This window comes from Streptomyces sp. NPDC037083 (assembly GCF_055606485.1).
The window spans coordinates 1-20,086 of record NZ_JBVJSQ010000033.1 but is presented as its reverse complement, the minus strand read 5'-3'; the positions used below and the strand labels follow the sequence as shown (position 1 = coordinate 20,086).

Genomic DNA, 20,086 nt, shown 5'->3' with positions numbered 1-20,086 from the left:
GTCCGGCAAGACCGCCCCTGACATGCCATCAGCCCACTACACTCCCGACGATGCCTCTGACCAGGCCAGATAGCGAAACGCTGCTGGAGTACTAGGAGCGCGGTCATCGGGATCTGCGGTCTCACAGCCCGGAACGATCCAACTGTCCGTCCGGCTCCATGCCCTCAACGAAGGCCATCGAGTACAGCCCCGTCCATCGGTGCCGGAGTCACCGATCTGGCCGTGGCTTTCCTGGGGGCCCCGAATCGCTCAGGTAGTGCCACGCAACGCCGGCGCGCTCGGCCGAACGTTCATCAGCGGTGGCGCGTGGGCAGGTAGCCCGTTCGTGACGTTGACCGAACGGTTGCGCAACGACTCAGACTGGCGGGTTCACGAGATTCCAGTCGGTCACAACATCGCCCGCCGCGACCCGCATGGCCTCGCAGCCGTTCTCGGCGCATTGCCGCACGACTCCGCATGACTGATCATTCAGAATGAAGTGCGTTGGGGCGCTCGCTAGTTGGGCGTTGGGTCCGAAGGATCTGTTGGCTGCCTGCTGATCCTGCGCCGGACGGCCTATGGGAGCGTCTGGCCCCAATCTTGCCTGCTCGGCCGCCGAGGCGGCATCCAAGTGTCGGGATGTTCCGGCTGAGCAGGCCGAGTGCAGTCGCGTGACGGCCTGGCGGCGCCTGCGGGATTGGACTGAAGTTGGCGTCCGGCCGCAGCTGCACGACGTGCTGTCGGCCGAGCTGGCGGCCGCGGGCTTGCTGGACATGAACGATGCTGCGATCGACGGCTCGCCCGCCCGGGGCTCACAGGAGGCTCACACCGGACGTGGGGGTTGATACTGGTGCGCACGCGTATTCAACGGTCGCCAGTTCGCCGAGGAGTCCAATCGGTTGGTGACCTTGCGTGATCGCCAGCGGCGTATGGCTCCAGGTCCCTCTGGTCTCCTTCATCGACCACGGCCAGGGGCCTTCGAGTCCGCTGGTAGATTTTCGCGGTGAGCGAGCAACTGCCCAGCGGCGGCGTCGAGCTGTCACCCGACGAGTTCGGAGCCCTCCACGCCAGGTGGTCTTCCTGCTGGACCCCGAGTGAGGTCGCGCAGCAGTTGGCCGGGATCGGCACACCCTGGTACGTGGCCGCGGGCTGGGCGCTGGACCTGTTCCGCGGCAGGCGGACGCGCCCTCATGGGGACATCGAGATAGCGATTCCGGCCGCGAGCTTTCCCGAGGTCCGCTACCGCTTCCCCGGATACGTCTTCGACGCGGCAGGCAGTGGCCGGATCTGGGAGCACGCCACACCGGAGGTGCTGGCCGCCGTACATCAGACTTGGCTCCGCGATCCGGCCACCGGCAACTACCTGCTCGACGTGTTCCGCGAACCGCACGACGGCGACACCTGGATCTGCCGACGAGATGAGAGGATCCGGCTTCCCTACAGCGACATCATCCACCACACCCAAGACGGCATCCCGTATCTGGCGCCCGAACTGGTCCTGCTGTTCAAGGCCAAGCACGCCCGCCGAAAGGATCAATCAGACTTCGACGCGACCGTCCCACACATGTCCCCGGCTCAGCGCGAGACCCTGGCCGAGCTACTCGACCGCGTACACCCGGGGCATCCCTGGATTACGGATCTGTAGCCGGCTACTGGTGCGCTCGCGTGTTCAACCTCGAGCCCGAGCGCTTCTGCGACGATCGCGAGGTTCGACTCCCGGCAGGGGCGGCTGGCCCTGGCCCCGGTACTCCTTGTTGGTGAACCCGCAGATCCAGGTGGCGCCGCCCCGGCGCAGTGTGGGGGCGGGGGCGACAGGACCAGGCGCCGCCAGGAGCCGAGGGGCAGATTGATGTCGATCTCCTTTGGGTCGACTTCTTGCGGCGCATCAGGTCCGGCAGTGACTTCAGCACGGTCAGCACCGGCAGCCCTTCCGGAGCTCCTTTGCGACTTGTCTTGCGCGAGCCTCGCCGAGGCCGCCGCGTCCGTGCAGGTCACGCCCACTGCACGGGCGTGGTTGGGCCCCCGGCATCCCCGTTGCGGCGGCGGTCGGCCCACCGTCGTCCATGGACCGGATCCGTCGGCATCACGTTCTAGCTCGTCGGGAAGTGTGCCGTGGCGAGAACGCTCCCGTCCGGGCCCACCACGCGGGCGCCGGTCACGGTCGTCGGATCGACCTGAGCCGGTGCCCCCCAATACCCGTAACCGTCCTTGAGGGGGAACGAACCCACCGCGACCGTCGACCCGTCGGCGTGGACGAGCAGACACCGCACGGGGCCCCGGTCGGCCGTGGGCAGGTCGACGGACATGTACACCCAACCCTGGCCACGGGTGTGAGCGAAGATGCGGCCCACCTCATGGCCGCCCGACGTCAGGGCGGCCTCCCGCAGGCCGCCGTTCGTCCGCTGGGAGACCGCCGTCGGCGCGCCTTCGACAACCGTGCCAACCGCCCAGCCGCCGAAACCGCAGGCCAGGGTGGCGGCCACCGCGGCCGCCGCCAGCCGCAGCCGGTGCCTCCGGGGCTTCGGCGCGGAGGTCGCGCCCAGCGCCCGTACGACCCGGCTCTCGAATCCGACGGGCGGCTCGGCGTCGGGCAGCAGGGCGAGCAGACCGTCGCCGACCGCCGTCAGCCGTTCGACGTGCTCGCGGCAGTCCGGGCAACGGTCCAGATGGGCGACCGCCTCGGCACGCTCGCGGGCCGGCAGTACTCCGAGCGCCAGCTCGGCGCCCTGCTCCCGCAGCCGCTCGCACTCCATGCCGCTCACCGCTTCTCCTCCGTCTCCAGGAGGGCGCGCACCTTGCGCGTGCCGGTTCGGATCCGGGTCTTCGCCGTGCCCAGCGCAATGTGTTCGGCGTCGGCGACCTCCCAGGCCGTCATCCCGTATATCCCGGCCATCACCAAGGCCCGCGCCTGCTCCCGGGGGAGCTCCGCCACCGCCCGCCGGACCCGCTCCGCGCTGTCGTCGGCGAGCGCCCGCCGCTCGGGCGTCTCGGTCATGATGCCGAGCAGCGCGTCCAGGTCCTCCGGGGCGACCGGTCGCGCCCGCTGGGCCCGTATCGCGTCGATCGCCAGGTTGTGCGCGATGGTCGTCAGCCAGGCCCGCACGGAGCCCCGCCGGGGGTCGTACACCTGTGCGTGCCGCCAGGCCCGCTCGAAGGTCTGCTGGGCGACGTCCTCGGCGAGCTGGGCGTCGCCCAGGACGGCGAGGGCCACACCGTAGACCGTGCTCTGGAAACGGCGCACGAACATGACGGCGAGCTCGGGGTCGCCCGTCGCCAGGCCGGTGAGCAGTGCCTCGTCGGGCACCTGTCTGAAGGAAAGGCCCATGCGCCACATACCAGGAATACGTTCCGGGGCCCGCAAGGGATTGCGCCGACTGCCATTCTCCTCCCACGCGATCCTCCGGACCGCAATCCCTTCGCCCGCCGGCGCCGTATCCCTTGCAGGGGGACGATCCGGAGGACCGACTCATGACCATCCCGCACATCCGTGACCGCGTGCTCCTCGGCGTGGCCGCCGGCGGCCTGACTGCTCTGCTCGCCGCCTGCGGAGGCGGCAGCAGCGACAGCAGCAGCACCGGTGCGACCCCGGCCCCTTCGAAGCCCGCCACATCGGGGACCCAGGTCACGGCGAAGCTGACCGACTTCCACATCCAACTCTCGACACAGAAGTTCCAGCCCGGCCAGTACACCTTCACCGCGCAGAACATGGGTCACCACGACCACGCCCTGGAGTTCGACCGGCCCGGCGATGAACACCGCAGCAAGACGCTGGAGCCCGGACAGTCCACGACCCTCACGGTGACGCTGAAGCCCGGCTCGTACCAGGTGTCCTGCCCGATCGACGGACACAAGGACCTCGGAATGAAGACCAACATCACGGTCGGCGGAGCCCCGGCACCGACCGACGACAACACCCCTACGAGCAATGGCTACTGAGCGAACGGCCACCACGCTCGTCCTGCGCCTGGTCGGTGCGGGTCTGACGGCGGCGATGGCCGTGATCCACCTGCGCCTGTGGGACGAGGGCTACCGGGACCTCGTCACCATCGGGCCGCCTTTCCTGTTCAACGGCGTGGTCGGCATCCTGCTCGCCGTGGCGCTGCTGGTCACCCCCGTGCGGGGGCTCGCCCCGGTCGCCGCGATCACGGCCCTCTTCACGGCAGGCACGCTGGGCGCCCTGGTGCTCAGCCTCACCACGGGTCTGTTCGGATTCGTCGAGTCGATCGACGGCGAGCTGGTCCGACCGACCCTGTACGTCGAGGCGGCGGGAGCGGTCGTCCTGGCCTTCCTGGCAGTGGCCGCCCGCAGTCGCGCTCACGATCGCGAGCACCACCACGTCCTGCACCGCCGACACCGGACGCACGCCGGAGGGGCGGGGGAGCAGTGACCCGGCCGAGCAGGTGCCCGCGCGGGCGGCGGCAGCGACTGCTGGACGGCGAGACGGGCGGCGACCGCGACAGCAACGGCTGCCGCCCGGCCGACGTACGGTACGGCTGCGACGTCCACGAGCCGACACCTGGATCGGGCCGGGAGGTTGCTGCAACCGAGCTGCACGCCCGTTCTGGGAACGACGGCTCGACCTGCGTGACACCTTCGTCTGGCTTGCCTGTGGACTCGAGCGCCCGCGTCGTTTCCACCGAGGGTCGCGCTGAGCACGATGTCTACAGCTCGCAGGACGCCGGGGCGAACGGAGCATCTGCCGTGGCCGGGTTTGCTAGCGGCGCATCTGCCTGGAAGCGGCTGACTCCGCCGCGTCTGCCTGGAAAGCGGTGAGGATGAGTCGTCCGTCGTCTCCTGCCGCAACGACGTTGACCAGCGTGCTCTCCTCGTCGAGGCGCAGGGTGAAGAGCGGATCGAGCTGTATCAGGAAGTCGAGGCCCTCCCGATCCTCCGCAGACAGGGGAGGTTCGAGGATTGCATCGCACGTCCAGTCATTGCCGGTGACGCGGACCACGACTCGCACCCCGAGTCTGCACAAGCACGTCGACCGGTTGGCCCACCACTCGAGCGTCGCGGTGCCCTCACAGCTGTCCATCACCCAAGTATCGCGGGGGCGAGTCGGCTGCGCGGACGGCCCGCGCAACCTCGGCGATGCTTCTCGCCGGCTCCCGGTTTCCATGCCGGGCGGCGTCCCGTGCCAGGACCCGCCGGCGCACCCTCGCACCGGTATCACGGTGCAGATGCCCTGACGCCCGGTACACCTCAGCCGCCAACTCCTTCTGCCCGGCAGCGCCGTCCAGCCGGGCCAGGACCGGCCCTGGGTCGCCGGGCGGGCATCCGTGCAGGCCTGCCGCTCGCGGCCGCCGACCCGGCCACGTATTACCAGGGCGGCGACGCGGGCCATCTCAGCGGTGGCCCTCCAGGCGGGCGAGCAGGAGGTTGGGGTCCTTGGCCGTGGTGTAGGCGGCGTTGAGGACGTACACCTCCTTGCCGCGCAGGGCGACGGAGGTGGGGTTCTGCAGTCCGTCGTCGGTGTCCAGAACGGTGGTGCTGGTGCCGTCGGACTGGATGAGTACGACCTTGCTGGGGGCGTTGAGGGTGGCGAGCGCCTCGTTGCCGCGGCCGGTGAAGGCGAAGTCGTCGATACCCGTAAGGCCGGTGGCCTTCACCTGCGGGACGCCCGCCCGGTTTCCGTGGCGGATCGGGATGCGTACGAGGGTGCCCTTGTCGAGGTTGGTCACCCAGAGCGCGCCGTCGTGCACCTTGGCGCCGTTGGCTCCGAGGAAGCCGGTCGCAGCGAGCTCGGGTGCGGTGGACCAGGCGATGGGCCGGCCGCCGGAAAGGGGGACGGTCCATACGGTGCCGAGCGCCGAGTCGGTGATGTAGAGCTGCTTGCTGCGCGGGTCGAGCGCCAGGCCGTTGGGCAGGCCGTTCGCCGGCAGCGCGGCGATGCGTTTCGGTGCCTTGCCGGGGGTCAGCCGCCACAGGCCCGTCAGGTCGGCGGTGCCGGTCGCGTACAGCGCGTACGTGCTTCCGTCCGGAGCCTGGACGATGCCGGTGGTGAGGGGGAATCCGAGGACGGGGGTCTTGACCCCGCCGTCGGCGGGTGCGGGCAGGGTCGCCAGGATGCGGGTGCTGCCTCCGGGAGTGATCTGGGCGATCTGGCGGCTGCCGGCGAAGGTCACGTTGGCCTTGCCGTCGGGCAGCAGTGCGATGTTCTCGGGCAACTGGCCCGCAGCCAGGTCGAAGTGGTTGGTGATCCCAACGTGGCTCAGGGGCTTGGGGGCCGGGGTGGCGTCGGCCGGGAGGGCCACTGCGAGGGCCGCTGCGGCCACCGCCGCGGCTGTTGCGATGAGGCTGTTTCGCTTGCGCATGGGTTCCTTCTCTGTTTTCAGGCATACGGGCATGCCGCAGCCAGGGGTGCGTCGGGAGGCATGTGGAGCCCGACGGGTGGCGGCGGGACGTCGGCGCCGATCGCGCGCTCAGGGCGTCCTTGGCCGTAATAGGAGGTTTGCGGAGGGGCTTCCCAGGTCAGGAGAGGCGGGACGGGGCGCCTGTGCGGGCTTGGGCTGTACCGGTCGGCTCGCCGGCGTGGGCGAGGAGGCTGAGGGCTGTCGCGGAGGCGGACCCCGCGGTGGCCGTGGCGATCACCACGGCCGGCCCGTCTCCTTGCGGACTCTGCAGTGTCTGCTGGGTGACGGTCAGGATCCCGACCGTGGGATGGTGCATCTCGTAGTCGGCGACGTCGCAGGCCGAAATCCGGTGATCGGCCCACATGGCCGCAAACTCCGGGCTGCGCATGGCCAGCTCGCCGACGAGTCCGGCCAGCAAGGAGTCCTCCGGATACCGGCCGGCCGTCAGGCGCAGGTTGCCGACCACGGCTCTGGCCTTGGCGGGCCAATCGGTGTAGAGGTCCCGGGTGTGCGCGTCGAGAAACACCAGCTTGGCCATGTTCGGCCGACGGCCCGGTTCAGCGGGGCTGTCGCTGTCGAGATGGTCGGCGAACAGCGCATGCCCCTGCGTGTTCCAGGCGAGTACGTCGCTACGGCGGCCCAGGACGATGGCGGGTGTGCCTTCGAGGGCCGACAACAACGCGCTGGTAGCCGGGGGAACACGCTCGGGACGGGGACGCGGCGCAGCTTTGCCCCGCTTCGGTGCGCGGGCGAGTTCGTGCAGATGGGCCCGCTCCGGCTCGTCCAGACGCAGGGCCGTCGCGATCGCGTCGAGCACCTCGCGCGAGGCGTTGCGCGACTGACCCTGCTCGAGCCGGGCGTAGTAGGGCGCGCTGATGCCTGCGAGCATCGCGAGCTCCTCCCGCCGCAACCCCGGAACCCGGCGCCGCTCGCCGTAGGTCTGCAGCCCGACATCCTCGGGGCGCAGAAGGCCTCGGCGCGCCTGGAGGAAGTCGGCGAGCTGCCCGTGCTTTGTCATGACAGCGAGTATGCGCAGCACCGCCGAGCCGCGCCTCACCCTGCTGGGGTGCGGCTCCGCAGGGTCTGGCTGCTTTCCGGACCGGCTTCCACGATGAGCCGTGTCCCGTCCTCACCTTCGGGGAGAGCCCATGAACACCACAACCCAGAGCGCCGCTCCCGGCCCACGAAACTCCCTGGTCGGCCTCGACCTGACGCCCTTCACCTTCACCCGGCGTTGCTGGGTCGACTTGCTGCCCGCCTCCGTATATCCCCTCATCAGCGACGTGTCATTGATCGAGACATGGAGCCCGAGCGCCGGCGCCGTGAGCTACGAGCCGGGAGACGGCCCATGGGTCGGCGCACGCTTCAGCGGCCGCAACCGCCGCGACGGGCGCGAATGGATCACTCACTCCGAAGTGGTGCAGGCCGATCCGGGTTCCGCGTTCGCCTTCGTCGTCGGCGGAGCCGAGCACGGCATCGTTCGCTGGGCGTGGCACCTATCCCAGCAGGGCACCGGCAGCATCGTCCAGCAGAGCTGGCGACTGCTGCGCACCGATCCGGTCCTGGGCGACACACCCGAGGACCTCCATGCCCTGCGGGACCACATGGCCCACAGCGCGGAGACCACCCTGCTCTCCCTGGCGGAGTGGATTGCGGGCCACCGCCCTCAGTGACCTCCGGGCCGCGGGTTCACCGCAGTCTCCGCACAACTGCCCCCCCGCCTCTCCGGACACCAGGTGCGCAGCACGTGCCGGACGCGGGCGGCCGCGTCCCTCTGCGGGGTGCCATGGCAGGCGCCGCGCCTGCCGACGCTCGGCTCGTCGTAGGCGACGGCGGAGAAGCGCGGGGTGCCGTCCGGATCGGTCCAGGTGAGGCCGCCGAAGTTCCAGTTCGGCAGCGCTGCTTGCCCGCTGGCAATCACTCATACTGTCGCGGCTGATCGGTCCCGACGACGCAGTGGTCGGCGTCGGCGGCTTGGAGGACTTCACGGATCAGCAGGTCGAGGTCGTCCGTTGTGGTCCGGTAGTTGCACAGAGCGGCGCGCAGGACGGTGCGGTCGTGGATTGCGACGGTGGCGAGGTAGACGCGTCCGTTGTCCTGGACTCGGCGGGCGATGCGGGTGTGCAGGACATCCGGGTCGCCCTCGTTCGGGTCGGTGATCCGGAAGCAAGCGACCGGCCACGGGGCGCCGGCCAGCAATTGCAGCCGCGCTTCGGCGGTGATCCGTTCGCGCAGCCGGTCGGCGAGGGTCAGGTAGTGCTCGACCAGGCCGGTGACGCCGTCGCGGCCCAGGTGGTGCAGGGTCGCCCACAGGCCAAGGGCTCGGGTGCCGGGACGCGTCAGCTCGATCGTGGAATATGGGAGCCTTTCGTCGTCACGGGCCCCTGGTCAGCGAAGCGAGGGCGATGATCGTAGCGAGCTACCTGCACCGGTCGACACGAGTATGGGCGCAACTCGTGGTGGCCTCTCGCAGAGGTCCGCGGCATCGGTCCACCCACCGCGCCAGAGATCGTTTATGGGAGACCGCTTTGGCTTGTGCAATCGTCGGCGGGTGCTGCGGTCCTGGTCAGCCGGGTCTCGTGCCGGGCGGCCTGGACGGGGGCGCTGCTCAGGGACTTCGCATCCGACAGCCCGGGAGAGGGCGAAGTGTCGGCAGCGATGGCAGTGAGCGAAAGCCGGCGGAGGAGGAACTTCATGGCCAGGTGGACCCTGCGACCCGATGGTGGCCGGCCGGAGGGGCGCGGATGCGCGCACATCGAAATGCCTGAACCGGAGCACGCACCGCAGAGCGACATGTGCGGGCAGTGCGTAACTCTCGGCCACGACTGGGTTGCGCTGCGGGTGTGCCTCACCTGCGGGCACGTGGGCTGTTGCGACAGCTCGCGCCACGGCCATGCCACGGCCCATTTCGAGTCCAGCGGACACCCGCTGATGCGCTCCGCCGAGGAAGGCGACGTGTGGGCCTGGTGCTTTGTCGATGAGGTGTATCTCCAGCCGCGTGACGACGGCTGAGCATCCACTCGCCTTGGCGCCGTCCCGCCGACCGGGGGATGTTCGTGGTCGGCGGGACGGCAACCCACGCGCTCTCCGTGGGCCACCCGAAGCGGCGCAGCGCACCGGGTGCGACGACTTCGAACCGCCACCGCCGTCCGAGGCCCACCGCAAAGCCGCCCCTCTTCCGCGGGCGTGTCGGGGCCGCGGAGCCACGCTGACGTGCCGGCTTCGGTGGGGAGGCGCTTGGTCATCCCGGGGTGACCTTGCGGCCGCAGGCGTGATCGCGCGGCGATCACCATCGGGGATCGGGTCTAGGCTTTGCGGGCCATTCCGGCGGCGATGAGGTGTTCCCAGACGGTGAGCTCTCGTGGTTCGCCCCTGCTCCACGGGTTGTCGGTCTCGTCGGGCCGCCACCGGGACGCGGGGACGATCCCGGGGTCGAGGATCTCCAGGCCGTCCAGCAGGGAGGCGATTTCCTCGTCGGTGCGCCATCGGCCGCGGCCGAACGTCTGCTGGAGGACCTTCTCGGCCTCCACGGTCTCGGGGTTGTTGCCGGAGCGGAAGTGGCTGAGGAAGAAGTAGCTTCCGGAGGGGACGTGGTCGCGCCAGTATCGGACGATGCCGGCCGGGTCCTCGTCATCGTTGACGTGGTGGAGGATGGCGCTGAGGATCACGGCGACGGGACGCTCGAAGTCGATGATTTCGAGGGTGTCGGGGTGGGTGCGGATGCTTTCGGGGTCGCGCACATCGACCGCGACGACGCGGGTGCGGTCGTTGTTCTCCAGCAGTGCACGGCCGTGGACCAACACCTGGACGTCGGTGTCGACGTAGACGACCCGGGACTCGGGAGCGTGGCGTTGCGCGACCTGGTGGACGTTGTCCGCGGTCGGCAGGCCACTGCCCAGGTCGATGAACTGCCGAATGCCGGTGGTCGTCGCGATCTCCCTGACCGCCCGGGTCAGTGCCGCGCGGTTGGCGAAGGCGATGGCCACCGAACCGGGCAGGTCGCGCTTGAACACGTCGCCGATCTCACGGTCCACGGCGTAGTTGTCCCTGCCGCCGAGCAGATAGTCGTAGACGCGGGCGATGCTGGGCTTGGCCGGGTCGATGGAAGAGCCTTCGTACGTCATGGCGGCCATTCTTCCCCGCAACACCGCCTGCGCACCCTCGTTTTGGGGACTTCCGGCCGGTCAGAGCGATCGGGCATGCCATCGGCGTCCGGGGGACGGGCGCGTCCGCTGCTCGGGGTGGCCCGGGAGGAACACCGTGATCCGCGCGTGGGCATCGCCGGCGACGGGCAGGGTCCGTCCGCGGCCGACGACCATGTCGGCGGGCAGCATGCCCGGCCGGCGCGCCATGCCCGTGGACTGGCTCATCGCCTTGGCCGCGACCTTCTGGATCCAGGCCCTCGTCAGGACGTCCGGCTTCGGCGCGCTGGCGCGGGCCTGGCCTGCACCACCGCGCCGCGTCGGCCGGAGAGCAGGAGCCGCTCGCCCATCGCGTCGGCCGAATCCCTGGCCGGCGTGATCGGCCCGCTGCAAGAGCGCAGGAGCCGACTCGCCCGGATGACGGCCGTGCACGTGCAGCTGGGCGAGGGCGAGGATCGTCCGCGCGGAGGTGCAGGTGCACGGCGGGACGACGGCCCTGATGCCGCGGCGTGGGAAGTTGCCGATGAGTTTGCGGCGGTGGTGCGGTCTACCTGTCGACGAAAGGAGCGCACCATGCGCAAGATCATCGTTTGCACGTTCCTGACGCTGGACGGCGTCATGCAGGCGCCGGGCGGTCCGGACGAGGACGCTGCGAGCGGCTTCGAGCACGGCGGCTGGCAGAAGCCGGTGACCGACGACGAGGTCGGCGCGGCCATCGCCGGTTGGTACGAGTCCTCCGACGCGATGCTGCTGGGCCGCAAGACGTATGAGATCTTCGCGTCGTACTGGCCGAACGCCGATCCCGGCAACCCGTTCACCGACCGGATGAACAGCATGGACAAGTACGTGGCGTCTCGGACCCTGAGTTCCGTCGAGTGGCAGAACTCCACGCTGCTTCAGGGCGACGTCGTCGATGCCGTTCGCGAGCTGAAAGCGTCCGAGGGCGGCAACGTCAACGTCGTCGGCAGCGGCGACCTCGCCCAGACCCTCATGCGGCACGATCTCGTCGACGAGTATCGGCTGACGATCCATCCGGTGATCATCGGCACCGGCAAGCGGCTGTTCGCGGACGGGGCGATCCCCACTGCGCTGGAGCCGGTCAGCGTCTCGACGACGAAGGGCGGCACCGTCGTCGGCGTCTACCGGCCGAACGGCAAGCCCACCTACGACAGCTACTAGGGCGTCTTTGCAATGGCAGGGGAGCCGGAGTCGAGGCAGGCGAGGGTGACGAGGGCCTGGTACACAGCGGGCGGGCTCGTTTGTCGTAGTGGGTGGCGAGGGCTTTGTCGTGCTTGAGCCGGTTGAGGCAGCGGTCGACGACGTTGCGGCACCGGTGGGCGGCCCGCTCGGGTCGGCAGCGGCTCTCGCCCCTACGGATGCGGCCGTCGGTCTGGTCGGTCCGTTCCGGGATCGGCCGTGATGCCTCGTCGGCGCAGATGGGCGCGGATCCTGGTGGAGGAGCAGTCCATTCACCGAGTTGGGGGGGCGCGATTCACGCCCTGCTGCGCTGGGAGGTCCTGAGAAGAATGGCCGCACAGCCGACCCGGCATGGTGGTGCTCGACAGTTATCGGGTGGCCCCTGTCGGTTCCTGAACTGCGTCGATCACGCCGTCCACCACCTCGGTCAGCGGCTTGGACGCATCGATGATCGTCGCGCCGAGGCTTTCGTAGATCGTTCGCATCTGCGGATTCCACATCAGGGCCGCTGCGAGCTCTTGGGGATGTTGCCCGAAGGTGTTCGTGGTGCGGGTCGCGAGCCGGTGGCGGAGGGTGTCCTCGTCGATCACCAGGCACACGATGAGGTCGAAAAGATCGCGGACGTCTGCCTCGTTCTCTGCCGACCCACACAAGAACGCGATGCGGAAGCGAGACTCCTCGACGAGGGTCTCCACGCGCTCACGGACGATCGCCCACCCGTATCGGTCGAGCCAGCCTCCAGGAACTGGATCCGGAGGATCCACCACAACCTCGCCATTGGCTCGGTCGATCCAGCGACTGAAGCCGTCCTCGTCGGCGTCGAGCGCAAGGTGGCCACGTGCTCGCAACACCCCGCAGACCGTGGACTTACCCGTCCCTGAATTGCCCGTCACCCACACCAACGTCACGCCGTCAGCGTAGACATGACCACCCCGGGATAGTGCTGTGACCGCGCAAGTTCGCCGGGTTTCGGTCAGGCTGCGGCGGCAGCCGGTCGGCAAGCGCATCACGGCCCGCCTCCCCCTGTTCGACACCCGGCAGCGCCCTCGCCGCCTCAGCCTGGCGGGCGGCCGACCCCGCCTGACGCGATGCATGCCTGGTACTACCGCCGCGGGCCGAGTCGATTTGATGGTGTACACCGTCGGCGGATCCCGTGCGCGCCCCACGGGGAGCCACCTTGAGGAGCGGAGGCCGACCGAAGGGCGCACTCTGCGGGTGGGGGAGGGCCTGCGGTCCGGCGCGCTCAGCGGATGCTGAAGCGCGGCCCAGCCGGGTCGGGTGTCATGAAGGCTGCGCGGCTCCGGCCATCAGGGCGAGCAGGCTGTGAGGCGCGTCGTCGTCGATCATGGTCGCGTAGAAGCCGTCGTCCGCTTCTACGGCAGCGGCGCGAGCGAACATGCTTCGTTCGTGCGCGGCGAGCGCGGCCTCCACATCGTCGGGGTGCGCGGCGAGAGCAAGGGCGAGCTCGGCGCCGTCCTGCATGGCCAGGTTGGCGCCTTCCCCGTTCGGCGCCCGGAGGTGCGCCGCGTCGCCGAGCAGCGTCACGCCGGGCACGCGATCCCAGCGGTGCCCGGCCGGCAGGGTGAAGATGGGGCGCAGCACCGGCGCCGTGTCGCTGTCGGTGATCAGGGCCGTGAGTTCGGGGGCCCAGCCGTCGAACTCCTTTGGAGGACATCGCGCGAGCCACGGGGGATGACAAAGGCCCGGACAACGGGCCCGGGCCGTCCTGATCCTCAGCCTGGTGGCGGGCGCTGCTCGCCTCCCTCGGGTGCGGTCGCTGTCGCCGGGAGCAGCCCCGGCGACAGCGACCGCACCGCACACTGCGATGACGGCCGGCTGCGGGGCGGCGTCCCACAGTCGCTCGGTGATGTCGCCCGAGATCAGCGCGGTGATCGTGCCCGGCGGCGGTGGGCTGCGCGGCCGTCCGCTTGGGGCTGCGCCGACCGATCCCCGTCCCGGCCACCGCGGGCGACCGCCCCGCTGCGCAGCAGCAGTTGGAAGACCCCGAGCAGCACCGCCGTGGCCAGCGCGCTGTGCCACAGCAGGGCGTCCAGATGCCCGGCCGACAGGTACGCGCCCGCGGCGATCGCGGCCAGGGCGCACACCGCGCGGTCCACGATGCTCTCCACCGACAGCAGGGTGGCCCGCGGTGCGTGCGCGGGGATTGCGTCGTTGACCAGTTTGCGCTGGACCGGGAACGCGAACCCGGTGGCGGCGGCGAACAGGCAGAGCAGCACGACGACGACCCACGGCCCGCCGAGGGCCATGGCCGCCAGGGTCCCCGCCAGCGCGAGGCTGAGGACGGACACCCAGGCGACCGGCGGCAGTCGGCGGCTGAGCCATTGGGGCCGCGCGGACGCCACCGCCTCCGCCACGGTCATCGCGGCCAGCACCCCACCGTGCGAGGCCTCGCCGATGCCGTGGTCCAGCAGGATCGGCTGGAAGAGGTTGACCTGGCAGATGCGTGACAGCGTGAAGACCGCCACGCCCTGCACCATCACCAGCGCCAGCCACGGCGAGGAGGCGACGCAGCGCAGCGCGGTCCCCGCGTCCCGCAGGAAGGCGCCGCCCCTGCGCCCGCCGTCAACCCGGCCCGTGTCCGCTCCGGCTTCCGCTCCGGCGAGGCGGGGCAGCAGCACGGCGCAGACGAGGGAGCCTGCCGCGCTCGCGGCGCTGAGCACGTACGGGGCCGGGTGGGCGAGAGCCATCAACGGCCCGACCAGCGGCCAGCACACCACCTTCGCCGCCAGCCCCAGGGCGCGCGCGGTGCCCTCCGCCCGCAGGTAGTGCCCGTCGCACCGTTCCGCGCGCAGCCCGTCGTACAGGTAGGCGCTCGCCGCGCCCGAGGTGAGCGACCGGCCGGCGGCGATGGCCAGGAAGTGGAGGAGGAACCCCGTGTAGGAGGCGCTGACCACCGGGGCGAGGTTCGCGGCCGTCATCACCACCGCGCCGGCCCGCAGGCAGTTGCGGGTGCCGATCCGGTCGGCGATCAGCCCGGTCGGGATCTCCAGCAGGCAGAAGGCCACGTAGTAGATGCTCTGGATGCCGAAGATCTGTCCGTCCGAGAGGCCGGCCGCCTTCTGGTAGGCGTAGAACACCGGCATCCACCACAGCAGGTTGAACAGCAGCTGGAAGCCGTAGTTGAGGTGGATGATCCGGCGGGCGGTGTCGGTGAGGCCCGTCGCCGCTCCGGTGCCGGGGCGCGGCCGGCCGGGACGCGCCCTCACAGCGCGTAGGGGCGGATCTGGACCAGCCGGAAATCGCCCTGCTCGGTCATCAGCCACTCGATGTCGAGGGGCTTGTCCACGTCGGTCCCGCTGAAGTGGGACTGCAGGAGTCGTCCGGTCAGGGACAGGTCGGCGAGCCGGGCGCGGACGGCGGCGGACAGCCTCTGGCCGAACGAGCCCAGCGCGACGGTACGGCCGCCGCCCTCCACGGTGTTGTACAGGTACTGCTGCGGCAGCACCGTCCCGTCGACCACCTGCTCGGGCGAGCCGGGGGAGCAGTTGAGGTAGACGTTGCGAAAGTCCTCCCGGCGGGTCGGGTTGCAGGTCACGAGGACGCCGCCCAGGGAGGCGGGCACGTACTCCTGGATGATCACACCCATGTAGGTGTCGTCGAGGGAGATGCCGACCTGGTGGCGCAGCCGCACGCTGCGCGGCGACACGAGGGAGGCCCACACCTGGCGCACGGCGTCGAGAAGTTCAGCCGTGCCGTGGACGGTGGTGACGGAGTCGTAGACGCCCGCAGCGGAGAACCCGGGGAGGTCCTCGGCGTTGGAGGAGGAGCGCACCACCAGCCGTCCTCGCGAGACCGCCGCGGCGGGGAAGGCCTGGTCGATCTGCCGGGTGACCGCCTCGGGAACGGGGGTGTGCCGGATCAGGTGCTGCAGGTGCAGGCACAGCGAGTCCAGGACGTCGGTGGCGTCGAGTTCGAGCGCCATCTTCAGCTTGCCGATGCCCTGCTGGAGGGCCGGGGAGGAGGCGAGGAAGCGCTGCTGGAGCGCGAAGGGGAGTGCGACGCCCTCCGGGGCGCCGACCGCGCCGGAAACGAACTCGGCTGCCCTGGTGCGGAGTTGCTCGGCAGTGAAGGCGGTTGACGCGTTGAGGCCGAGGCGGGCGGCGAGATGGCCGTAGAGGTCCTCACGTGGCGGACGGGGCCGGCCGTAGAAGGAGGTCAGGTCCACCGTGCGGCTGTCGAGGACGTGGTGCAGTTCGCCGAGGTTGGCCGCCTTCGTGCCGTAGCGGTCGCGGTCGGCACTGCGCAGCCGGTGCAGGGACAGCACGGGGGCGTCTTCGAGCAGTGGCGGTTCGAGTCGTATGCGCTGCTGGTGCCAGGCCGGCGCCCGCAGGTCGGGTTCGTGGTCGAGGCGCTGCAGGGATATGTCGTCCTCGTCGACCCGGTAGCGCACCCACGCGTCGTCGAGACCGTCCTTGTCGACGAGCTGCTCCAGGTCGCGGACGATCGCGTTGGGGATGCCCCAGCCGGAGGCGAGGACGTTGGTGTGCGAAAGGGGCGTGATCGGAGCGGTGTTGATGAAGCCGGCGACGCGCGGCACGTCGTCGGGCAGGCAGGGCATCGCCACGATGTCCGCCCAGCCCAGGCCGGTCTCCGCCGCCGTGTACTCCTCGGCCGTCCGGAAGAACCGCAGTCGACCGATGGCCTCGCCGGGGTTCAGCGGTGTGCGCTCCCGGGAACCGAACAGCTCGTGGCTCAGGATGCGGGGCACACGCTGTTCGCTGATCGCCGACAGCTCCTCCTCCTGCCCGTGGTTGGCGGGCTTGAGCAGCAGCGGCAGCCTGCTGTCGACCCGGGCCCGCACGAACGCGTAGAAGAATGCGAGCAGTTCGCCGTGCATGGTGTCGGCCTCGGTCGTCTCCAGGACGAGGAACGGCCGTTCCCTGCCCTCTTCCTGCTCGGTGTGCAGGGACAGCACACCGAGCAGGAACCGGCGCTCGGGGTCGGTGTAGACGGAGGCGTTGAACGCGTCCAGTTGCGCGTCCAGCGCGGCCAGGTCCATCCCCAGCACCCGAGTGGCGACGTAGTTGACGTGGAAGGGGTGCGCGCCGGTGTCGAGCAGGTGCCAGGTGTTCTGCGCGCGGTCGACGACGACCTTGAGGTAGGGGTGACCCGCCAGGACTCCCGACAGCGTGCGGAAGAGCGGCAGGGAGAGGTTCTCGCCGACGACCGTGCGGTCCGTGGCGGGCTCGGCGGCACCGGTGGCCAGGTGGGTGCTCATGCGGGGACCTCCTCGGACTGCGCGGCGGGCAGCACCCGGGGCAGGGCGTCCACCAGGGTCTCGAAGTCCCGCAGCACCGTCCGCGGGTCGGCGGCGGAGAGCAGGCACAGGGCCGCCATGGTGTTGGCGCCCCCGGCGGGGTCGTAGACCGGCACGACACTGCCGTCGGGCAGGGAGCTCTCCGCCACCACCGACAGCTCGCTGTCCGGGCTCAGCGGCACGTCCGACGCGACCACGGGGAAGTCCCAGACCCTGCGGTCCTGCCAGGCCTCGCCGCGGCTGTCGACCGCGAGGACGACGAGGGAGCCCGCCGCACCCCGGGCCTGCGCCGGTGTCAGAGCCTGCTCCGGCCAGGCGACAGGGCGTCCCAGGAGGTGATCGACGAGCATGCCCACCAGGTCCAGTTCGAAGACCTCCTCGATCTGCGGCACCGTCATCGCGCCGCCGAACCGGGCTGCGGTCTCGATGAGCCACATGCTCCCGTCGGGGCCGAGCTTGATCTCCGTGTGCGTCCCGCAGTCGCGCAGTCCCAGTGCGTCGACCGCGCGGCGCGCCAGGTCCACGACGCGGTCCTGCGCGTCCGGCGAGAGCAGGGCGGGGGTGATGCCGGCGCGCTCGGTGAAGGGCTCGACGGTGGGCATCCGGCCGCTGAGGCAGACGGGATGGAAGACACCGTCCGCGACGACGCCCTCGACGCTGAGGTAGTCGCCCCAGCCTGGCTCGTCGAACCAGTCCGCCGCCGTGCCGCTGACGATCTCCTCGACAACGAAGTCGGCGTTCGCCTCGGCGACATGCAGCTCCGCGTATCCCAACTGGGCCGACTCCGCCATGACCTGGCGCGAGCGGGCCCAGGCGGCGGACGCGTCGCCGGGGGAGGCGATGATCTGGTGGGCGGTGGATCCCGCGCTCCAGGCCGCCTTGAGCAGCAGCGGACACGACAGGGAGTTCACCGCCGCCTGCAGGTCCGTCTCCGTGGCGACGGGACGGAACGCGGGCTGCGGCAAGCCGCTCCGCTGCCAGGTGCTGCGCATCAGCCGCTTGTCGCGCGCGAGAGCGGCTGCTGCGCCCGCGCCCGGCAGGCCGAGCCTCTCGCAGGCCTCGGCGACGGCCACGACCGCGTACTCGGAGAAGGTGATCACGGCGTCCGCGCCCACGTCCCTGGCATGCGAGACGATCAGGGAGACCAGGTCGGAGCGGCCCGCGTCGCCCGGGCTCGTGACCGAGGCGCACAGTCTCCCGGCGGAACCCGCCACGGCGGGGGGAAGAGCGCTGAGAGCCAGTAGGTGCACATCCGCCCTCGCAGCCGTCCGGGACAGGACATGGCCGAGCGGCGGACCACCCTTGGCATGCACCAACAGCACCGTGCTCACAGAAATTCGTCTCCATTCACCTGGTCGGAAGGGGCCGTCCTCGGCACCGTTGGTGCCGTGACGTGCCCGGTGATCGCGTGCGAGGACGGCGTCCGGCGTGCCCCCACACCGTCCAGGGGACCAGGCTGTAACCGTCCATATCGCCGCAGAGGGCGCTCGCGACTCAGGCAAATGCCTGAGTCGCGTGGGTGATCCGCGGATCCTCGTCCCCGGAGCCCGGCCCGAGCAGTAGGGGCGGCGGGGGCCACCGTCCACTTCCGGCAACTCGGCCGGGAATGGAGCTTGTGCTGTACCGGGCGGGATATCCAACGTCATGTGACTGTGCGTCAGCCAGTCGTATACGGACGGAGACCGTTGTGGGCGATCCAAGCCTCAAGAGACTGCTCGAGAACCTTCCCGTGTTCTGGAGGGAGATCGACGAGCCGTGGCAGACGGGGGAGGGGGACGCCGACGGGCCCTTGCAGAGAGGTGAGTCGGGCGACGCCGGCGGCCTCGCCGACCCGTGCGGCTCACAGCGCGCCCCGAACCGGCGGCAGCGCGGAGCCGGGCTCACGGTGCCCCGCGGCTACGCCGCCTTCGCGGAGCTGGTGGACCTCGCTCCGGCGGCCGCCTTCATCCGGGACCGCGACGGGCGCTACCTGTGGGCCAACCACGCCTACGCGCACCTTTACGGCACCGTGCCGCAGCAACTGGTCGGCAGATACATCGAGGACTTCGACGCCCCGGCCGAGGCCGACCGTTTCCGGGCCCTGGACCAGCAGATACTCACCCGCGGCACGCCCGTCCGACACACCCTCCGTTACCGGCGTCTGGACGGCACCACGGGCCGCGCCGTCGGCCACCGCTTCCCGGTGCGGGAAGAGTCCCGTACGTGCATCGCCGGCATCTACGTGGACATCACCGACCACCTGCGGGCCACGGAGCAGCGCCAGGAGGCCGAGGAGAACCTCAGCGCCCTGCGTGACCACAGCGGGCTGCCCTGCGCCCTGTTGTCGGCGAACGGGCGGGTGATCGAGGCGAGCGTGGCGGCCGCCGAACTCTTCCATCTCGGCCTGGCCGAACTCGTGGGCCGCCGTGCCCACACGCTGCTCGCCCCCGAACCGGAGCCCGATCTCGACCGTTTGCACCGCCGCTGGAACAGTCTCATAGCCCGCCGCACCCGACGTGTCGAGACCACCGCCGTGCTCGTCGACACCCATGGACTGCAGCGGCGGGCGGAGGTCCACCTGACGACTATCGGCCATTCCGCCAGCCGGGCTCGGCACGTCTGGGCCGTGATCACCCATCAGAGCCTCGCCCACGAAGCGCATCCGCCGCTGACCGCCGCACAGATCCGCATCCTGTCGCTGCTGGCGCAGGGCAGCAGCAACAGCGACATAGCCGCGTCGCTGAAACTGTCGCGGCAGACCCTCGACTACCACCTCAGCCGCCTGCGGCACCTACTGGGTGCCGCCACCCGTCCGGCCCTCGTGGCCCGCGCCTACGTCCTCGGCATACTCGCCCCCCACGCGTGGCCCCCACGCTCGGCCACGGCGGCCCACCCCCTCAGCACCGCATGACCTCCGCAGGCGGGAAAACCCGCGTCGGCGTCGGCGCCATCGGGCTGACTGACGGCGAGGCGGACAGCAGTGCCAGGCGGCAGGCGGTAGGTGCGCCTCCTGGCAGTCCGGTGCGTGCAGCACATCCCGAGCGGGCCCCGCCCCTCGCGCACCTAGTACTGCAACGGTGTCTACCGTGACTGCTGGCCAGCTCGGTCGTTGATGTGGTTATGGGTGGGGACCTTGCTGATGTGCGTGTGTGGGCGAG

19 protein-coding genes and 3 pseudogenes are annotated in these 20,086 nt (G+C 70.4%); 8 read left to right on the top strand and 14 right to left on the bottom strand.

Annotated elements, in window-relative coordinates:
- Nucleotides 1-641: 641 nt before the first annotated feature.
- Together ACZ7DE_RS40620 and ACZ7DE_RS40615 are read left to right on the top strand one after the other, a co-directional pair.
- Nucleotides 642-788: pseudogene (locus ACZ7DE_RS40620) on the top strand (IS5/IS1182 family transposase); the annotation flags it as partial.
- 194 nt (nucleotides 789-982) lie between these two features.
- The gene (locus ACZ7DE_RS40615) at nucleotides 983-1,624 is read left to right on the top strand and encodes a nucleotidyltransferase domain-containing protein (protein ID WP_470769530.1); all 642 of its coding nucleotides are present in this window, start codon (nucleotides 983-985) and stop codon (nucleotides 1,622-1,624) included.
- A gap of 445 nt (nucleotides 1,625-2,069) precedes the next feature.
- Here ACZ7DE_RS40615 and ACZ7DE_RS40610 read toward each other — a convergent pair whose 3' ends face one another.
- Nucleotides 2,070-2,732: a hypothetical protein gene (locus ACZ7DE_RS40610; protein ID WP_470769534.1), complete on the bottom strand. Its 663-nt coding sequence runs from the start codon at nucleotides 2,730-2,732 to the stop codon at nucleotides 2,070-2,072.
- 5 nt (nucleotides 2,733-2,737) lie between these two features.
- Complete coding sequence (locus tag ACZ7DE_RS40605) at nucleotides 2,738-3,313, bottom strand: RNA polymerase sigma factor (protein ID WP_470769528.1); 576 nt, start codon at nucleotides 3,311-3,313, stop codon at nucleotides 2,738-2,740.
- Between the two features lie 134 nt (nucleotides 3,314-3,447).
- On the opposite strand from ACZ7DE_RS40605, the gene ACZ7DE_RS40600 reads away from it, so the two are divergent.
- Both ACZ7DE_RS40600 and ACZ7DE_RS40595 read left to right on the top strand, forming a co-directional pair.
- Complete coding sequence (locus tag ACZ7DE_RS40600; protein WP_470769526.1) at nucleotides 3,448-3,915, top strand: cupredoxin domain-containing protein; 468 nt, start codon at nucleotides 3,448-3,450, stop codon at nucleotides 3,913-3,915.
- Nucleotides 3,905-4,366 carry a hypothetical protein gene (locus ACZ7DE_RS40595; RefSeq protein ID WP_470769524.1) on the top strand — a complete coding sequence of 154 codons (462 nt, stop codon included), beginning with the start codon at nucleotides 3,905-3,907 and terminating at the stop codon, nucleotides 4,364-4,366. Before ACZ7DE_RS40600 ends, ACZ7DE_RS40595 begins: the two co-directional genes overlap by 11 nt.
- A gap of 327 nt (nucleotides 4,367-4,693) precedes the next feature.
- Here the strand turns inward: ACZ7DE_RS40595 and ACZ7DE_RS40590 are convergent, their stop codons facing one another.
- The 3 genes from ACZ7DE_RS40590 to ACZ7DE_RS40580 all read right to left on the bottom strand — a co-directional run bounded on the left by ACZ7DE_RS40590 (nucleotide 4,694) and on the right by ACZ7DE_RS40580 (nucleotide 7,350).
- The gene (locus ACZ7DE_RS40590) at nucleotides 4,694-4,933 is read right to left on the bottom strand and encodes a hypothetical protein (protein WP_470769522.1); all 240 of its coding nucleotides are present in this window, start codon (nucleotides 4,931-4,933) and stop codon (nucleotides 4,694-4,696) included.
- Nucleotides 4,934-5,324: 391 nt separating this feature from the next.
- Nucleotides 5,325-6,293, bottom strand: a complete 969-nt coding sequence (locus tag ACZ7DE_RS40585) for a hypothetical protein (protein ID WP_470769520.1) — start codon at nucleotides 6,291-6,293, stop codon at nucleotides 5,325-5,327.
- A gap of 157 nt (nucleotides 6,294-6,450) precedes the next feature.
- Nucleotides 6,451-7,350 (bottom strand): helix-turn-helix domain-containing protein, encoded by a 900-nt coding sequence (locus ACZ7DE_RS40580; RefSeq protein WP_470769518.1) that lies wholly within the window; start codon nucleotides 7,348-7,350, stop codon nucleotides 6,451-6,453.
- Between the two features lie 130 nt (nucleotides 7,351-7,480).
- Between ACZ7DE_RS40580 and ACZ7DE_RS40575 the strand changes: the two genes are divergently transcribed.
- The gene (locus tag ACZ7DE_RS40575; protein ID WP_470769516.1) at nucleotides 7,481-8,005 is read left to right on the top strand and encodes an SRPBCC family protein; all 525 of its coding nucleotides are present in this window, start codon (nucleotides 7,481-7,483) and stop codon (nucleotides 8,003-8,005) included.
- Here the strand turns inward: ACZ7DE_RS40575 and ACZ7DE_RS40570 are convergent.
- Nucleotides 7,999-8,253 (bottom strand): hypothetical protein, encoded by a 255-nt coding sequence (locus ACZ7DE_RS40570; RefSeq protein WP_470769514.1) that lies wholly within the window; start codon nucleotides 8,251-8,253, stop codon nucleotides 7,999-8,001. The two genes, ACZ7DE_RS40575 and ACZ7DE_RS40570, sit on opposite strands and share 7 nt — an antisense overlap.
- On the bottom strand, nucleotides 8,250-8,531 hold the full coding sequence (locus tag ACZ7DE_RS40565) for a hypothetical protein (protein WP_470769512.1): 282 nt from the start codon (nucleotides 8,529-8,531) through the stop codon (nucleotides 8,250-8,252). Before ACZ7DE_RS40565 ends, ACZ7DE_RS40570 begins: the two co-directional genes overlap by 4 nt.
- 495 nt (nucleotides 8,532-9,026) lie before the next feature.
- Between ACZ7DE_RS40565 and ACZ7DE_RS40560 the strand changes: the two genes are divergently transcribed.
- Nucleotides 9,027-9,344: a UBP-type zinc finger domain-containing protein gene (locus ACZ7DE_RS40560; RefSeq protein ID WP_470769510.1), complete on the top strand. Its 318-nt coding sequence runs from the start codon at nucleotides 9,027-9,029 to the stop codon at nucleotides 9,342-9,344.
- 293 nt (nucleotides 9,345-9,637) lie between these two features.
- Here the strand turns inward: ACZ7DE_RS40560 and ACZ7DE_RS40555 are convergent, their stop codons facing one another.
- Nucleotides 9,638-10,465 carry an SAM-dependent methyltransferase gene (locus ACZ7DE_RS40555; protein ID WP_470769508.1) on the bottom strand — a complete coding sequence of 276 codons (828 nt, stop codon included), beginning with the start codon at nucleotides 10,463-10,465 and terminating at the stop codon, nucleotides 9,638-9,640.
- 582 nt (nucleotides 10,466-11,047) lie between these two features.
- Between ACZ7DE_RS40555 and ACZ7DE_RS40550 the strand changes: the two genes are divergently transcribed.
- Nucleotides 11,048-11,653, top strand: a complete 606-nt coding sequence (locus tag ACZ7DE_RS40550) for a dihydrofolate reductase family protein (protein WP_470769532.1) — start codon at nucleotides 11,048-11,050, stop codon at nucleotides 11,651-11,653.
- Here the strand turns inward: ACZ7DE_RS40550 and ACZ7DE_RS40545 are convergent.
- The 6 genes and pseudogenes from ACZ7DE_RS40545 to ACZ7DE_RS40520 all read right to left on the bottom strand — a co-directional run.
- Nucleotides 11,650-11,934 (bottom strand): annotated as a pseudogene (locus ACZ7DE_RS40545) (hypothetical protein); the annotation flags it as partial. The gene ACZ7DE_RS40550 and the pseudogene ACZ7DE_RS40545 overlap by 4 nt on opposite strands.
- A gap of 105 nt (nucleotides 11,935-12,039) precedes the next feature.
- The gene (locus ACZ7DE_RS40540; RefSeq protein WP_470769506.1) at nucleotides 12,040-12,579 is read right to left on the bottom strand and encodes an AAA family ATPase; all 540 of its coding nucleotides are present in this window, start codon (nucleotides 12,577-12,579) and stop codon (nucleotides 12,040-12,042) included.
- A 373-nt stretch (nucleotides 12,580-12,952) separates the two neighbouring features.
- Nucleotides 12,953-13,336, bottom strand: a pseudogene (locus tag ACZ7DE_RS40535) (FAD-dependent oxidoreductase); the annotation flags it as partial.
- A 215-nt stretch (nucleotides 13,337-13,551) separates the two neighbouring features.
- Nucleotides 13,552-14,898, bottom strand: coding sequence for an MFS transporter (locus ACZ7DE_RS40530; protein WP_470769504.1), 1,347 nt, complete (start codon nucleotides 14,896-14,898; stop codon nucleotides 13,552-13,554).
- Nucleotides 14,895-16,910 (bottom strand): PEP/pyruvate-binding domain-containing protein, encoded by a 2,016-nt coding sequence (locus tag ACZ7DE_RS40525; RefSeq protein ID WP_470769502.1) that lies wholly within the window; start codon nucleotides 16,908-16,910, stop codon nucleotides 14,895-14,897. Before ACZ7DE_RS40525 ends, ACZ7DE_RS40530 begins: the two co-directional genes overlap by 4 nt.
- On the bottom strand, nucleotides 16,907-18,280 hold the full coding sequence (locus ACZ7DE_RS40520) for an ATP-grasp domain-containing protein (RefSeq protein ID WP_470769500.1): 1,374 nt from the start codon (nucleotides 18,278-18,280) through the stop codon (nucleotides 16,907-16,909). Before ACZ7DE_RS40520 ends, ACZ7DE_RS40525 begins: the two co-directional genes overlap by 4 nt.
- A gap of 356 nt (nucleotides 18,281-18,636) precedes the next feature.
- Between ACZ7DE_RS40520 and ACZ7DE_RS40515 the strand changes: the two genes are divergently transcribed.
- A complete protein-coding gene (locus ACZ7DE_RS40515) occupies nucleotides 18,637-19,839 on the top strand; it encodes a PAS domain S-box protein (protein ID WP_470769498.1) in 1,203 nt (400 codons plus the stop codon).
- Nucleotides 19,840-20,086: the final 247 nt, after the last annotated feature.

Excerpts from the sequence above, each read along its gene's own strand:
- ACZ7DE_RS40580 (WP_470769518.1), bottom strand. The coding sequence starts at position 7,350 with ATGACAAAGCACGGGCAGCTCGCCGACTTCCTCCAGGCGCGCCGAGGC.
- ACZ7DE_RS40595 (WP_470769524.1), top strand. The coding sequence starts at position 3,905 with ATGGCTACTGAGCGAACGGCCACCACGCTCGTCCTGCGCCTGGTCGGT.
- ACZ7DE_RS40555 (WP_470769508.1), bottom strand. The coding sequence starts at position 10,465 with ATGGCCGCCATGACGTACGAAGGCTCTTCCATCGACCCGGCCAAGCCC.
- ACZ7DE_RS40600 (WP_470769526.1), top strand. The coding sequence starts at position 3,448 with ATGACCATCCCGCACATCCGTGACCGCGTGCTCCTCGGCGTGGCCGCC.
- ACZ7DE_RS40605 (WP_470769528.1), bottom strand. The coding sequence starts at position 3,313 with ATGTGGCGCATGGGCCTTTCCTTCAGACAGGTGCCCGACGAGGCACTG.
- ACZ7DE_RS40560 (WP_470769510.1), top strand. The coding sequence starts at position 9,027 with ATGGCCAGGTGGACCCTGCGACCCGATGGTGGCCGGCCGGAGGGGCGC.
- ACZ7DE_RS40550 (WP_470769532.1), top strand. The coding sequence starts at position 11,048 with ATGCGCAAGATCATCGTTTGCACGTTCCTGACGCTGGACGGCGTCATG.
- ACZ7DE_RS40575 (WP_470769516.1), top strand. The coding sequence starts at position 7,481 with ATGAACACCACAACCCAGAGCGCCGCTCCCGGCCCACGAAACTCCCTG.
- ACZ7DE_RS40610 (WP_470769534.1), bottom strand. The coding sequence starts at position 2,732 with ATGGAGTGCGAGCGGCTGCGGGAGCAGGGCGCCGAGCTGGCGCTCGGA.
- ACZ7DE_RS40585 (WP_470769520.1), bottom strand. The coding sequence starts at position 6,293 with ATGCGCAAGCGAAACAGCCTCATCGCAACAGCCGCGGCGGTGGCCGCA.
- ACZ7DE_RS40525 (WP_470769502.1), bottom strand. The coding sequence starts at position 16,910 with ATGAGCACCCACCTGGCCACCGGTGCCGCCGAGCCCGCCACGGACCGC.